Annotated in this window: 2 protein-coding genes; one reads left to right on the top strand and one right to left on the bottom strand. The window is 74.4% G+C overall.

The window, feature by feature from the left end:
- On the bottom strand, window positions 1-1,455 hold a 1,455-nt coding region (locus tag GTQ99_RS21820; protein ID WP_420814606.1), incomplete at its 3' end, for a helix-turn-helix domain-containing protein.
- 161 nt (window positions 1,456-1,616) lie between these two features.
- Between GTQ99_RS21820 and GTQ99_RS21825 the strand changes: the two genes are divergently transcribed.
- A partial coding sequence (locus GTQ99_RS21825) for a phosphoenolpyruvate carboxykinase (GTP) (protein WP_338075187.1) occupies window positions 1,617-2,812 on the top strand: 1,196 nt, incomplete at its 3' end.

A 2,812-nucleotide genomic window follows, 5' to 3' on the forward strand; every position in this document is an offset into this window, starting at 1 on the left:
GGCCAGGAACGCGTAGACCTCCAGGTCGTCCACGCCGGGGAAGCTGCCCGCGGGCAGCGGCGCCAGCGTCTGCGCGTGCAGCCGGGCGCTGGGCCAGGCCGCCTGCGCCCAGCGCTCGACGAGGTCGGCGGGCGGGCGGCGGCAGCACCCGGCGTCCGGGCAGTCGCTGCGCGCGCGGACGCGGGTGTCGCGGCCGCGGAACCACTTCGCGTGCGCGTACGGCACCCCGACGGTGATCGAGAAACCGCCGTCGGCGCTGGAACCGGTCTGGCTGGAGCACCAGAACGTGCCCGCCGGAGTGTCGGTGTACTGGTAGTTCTCGGTGGTGCGGTTGCGCACGTCGAAGACCCTGCGCGCCGTCCACCGCCGGCACACCGGCTGGCCCTCGATGGCGCCGGAGGCGTCCTGCGGGAACGGCACGCCGTCGTTCTCGTAGCCGCGGTACAGGGCCCCGTCGTCGCCGACGCGCAGGAAGTGCAGCGGGATCCCCAGGTGGGAGGTCAGCAGGTTCGTCAGCCGGTGCGCCGCCGCCTCGTGGGTCACGCCGAAGGCGTCGCGGAAGTCCTCCACGGCGATGTCCTTGTCGGCCTTGGCCGCGGACAGGAACTGCACCGCGGCGCTGCGCGGCAGCAGGCAGCACGCGGCGAAGTAGTTGATCTCCAGCCGCTGGCGCAGGAACTGCGCGTAGCTGGCGGGCCGCTCGTGGCCCAGCACCCGGTGCGCGATGGCCTGCAGCGCCAGCGAGCGCAGCCCGTGCCCACCGGGGATGGAGGCCGGCGGCAGGTAGATGCGCCCGTTGGCGAGGTCGGTGACGGTGCGGGTGGAGTGCGGCAGGTCGTCGACGTGGATGATCGAGAACCCCAGGTCGGCGGCCGTCCGCGCCACCTGCCGGTGCGTGAGCGCACCGACGGTGTACCCGGCCGCGCGCACGAGGTCCTCGGCGACCTCCTCGATCTCCGGCAGGTAGTTGTCGGCCGCGCGCAGCAGCAGCCGCAGCTCGGTGTTCGCGCGGCGGGCCTCCTCCGGCGTGGCGTTGGCCGCGTCGTGGCGGCGGGCGAGCTCGCGGTGCAGCTGCACGAGCGCCTCGAGGGCCTCCATCGGCAGCGAGCGGCTGGCGCGCACCTGCGCCAGGCCCAGCGAACGCGCCAGCGGACCGCGCTGGGCGCGGTCCAGCTCGATCTCCAGGGCCGCGCGCCGGCTGGGCGGCGGTGCGGCGTCCAGCAGGTCGGCCGCGCTCGTCCCCAGCGCCTGCGCCAGCGCGCCGACCAGCGACAGCCGCGGCTCCCGCTTGCCGTTCTCCACCTGCGACAGGTGGCTGGGCGCCACCCCGACCGCCTCGCCCAGCCGGGCCAGCGTCAACCCCCGCGCCCGCCGGTGGTGGCGGACCCGGCGGCCGACGGTGAGGGCGTCCAGCTCCGGCGGCGGGCCGGGCGGGGCACCGGCGGGGTCGGTCAACGGTTCGAGCGCGGCGATGCGCAACCGGGGCACGGAGTTCACCGTACGTGAAGAACCGCGGTTCTTCACCGCTCGAGGCCGTTGTCGTGGGCGCCGGGAGGTGTGAGGGTCGGAACACCGCGAGGACGACAGGCCCACCGACCACGAGGAGGCACGCCGACGTGACGACCGCACCGATCCGCCCGACGACCGCTCAGGACGCACCGCAGCTGTCCGGCACCCCCACCGACCACCGCGGGCTGCTGGACTGGGTCCAGCGGACCGCGCTGCTCACCCAGCCCGACCGGGTCGTCTGGTGCGACGGCTCGCAGGAGGAGTTCGACCGCCTCACCGCGCTCATGGTCGCCACCGGCACCCTGGTCCCGCTGAACCCCGACAAGCGCCCGGGCAGCTTCCTGGCCCGCTCCACGCCGAGCGACGTCGCCCGCGTGGAGTCGCGCACCTTCATCGCCTCCCGCCGCCGCGAGGACGCCGGCCCGACGAACAACTGGCGCGAGCCGGAGGCGCTGCGCGAGGAGCTGGCCGGGGTGTTCTCCGGCTGCATGCGCGGGCGCACGATGTACGTCGTCCCCTTCTCCATGGGTCCCGTCGGCGGGCCGATCTCCCAGCTCGGCGTGCAGATCACCGACTCCCCCTACGTCGTGGTCAGCATGCGCACCATGACGCGGACGGGCGCGCAGGCGCTGGCCGCCCTGACCCCCGGCACCCCGTTCGTGCCGGCCCTGCACAGCGTCGGGCACCCGCTGGTGGACGCCGTGGGCCGCACCCGCGAGGACGTCCCGTGGCCGTGCAACGACCTCAAGTACGTCGCGCACTTCCCCGAGAGCCGGGAGATCGTCTCCTTCGGCTCCGGCTACGGCGGCAACGCCCTGCTGGGCAAGAAGTGCTTCGCGCTGCGCATCGCCTCGGTGATGGCCCGCGAGGAGGGCTGGCTGGCCGAGCACATGCTGCTGCTGAAGATCACCTCTCCCGAGCAGCGCACCTTCCACCTGGCCGCGGCCTTCCCCTCCGCCTGCGGCAAGACGAACCTGGCGATGCTGCGGCCCACGCTGCCCGGCTGGCGGGTGGAGACGATCGGCGACGACATCGCCTGGATGCGCCCCGGCACCGACGGCAGGCTGCGAGCCATCAACCCCGAGGCGGGCTTCTTCGGCGTCGCCCCCGGCACCGGCTGGTCGACGAACCCGACCGCGATGCGGATGCTGGAGCGGGACGTCATCTTCACCAACACCGCCCTCACCGACGACGGCGACGTGTGGTGGGAGGGCATGACCGAGCAGGTCCCCGCGCACCTGACCGACTGGCAGGGGCGGGACTGGACCCCGGCCAGCCCGACCCCCGCGGCGCACCCCAACGC

The organism is Kineococcus vitellinus (assembly GCF_009906315.1).
Taxonomy (GTDB): Bacteria; Actinomycetota; Actinomycetes; order Actinomycetales; family Kineococcaceae; genus Kineococcus; species Kineococcus vitellinus.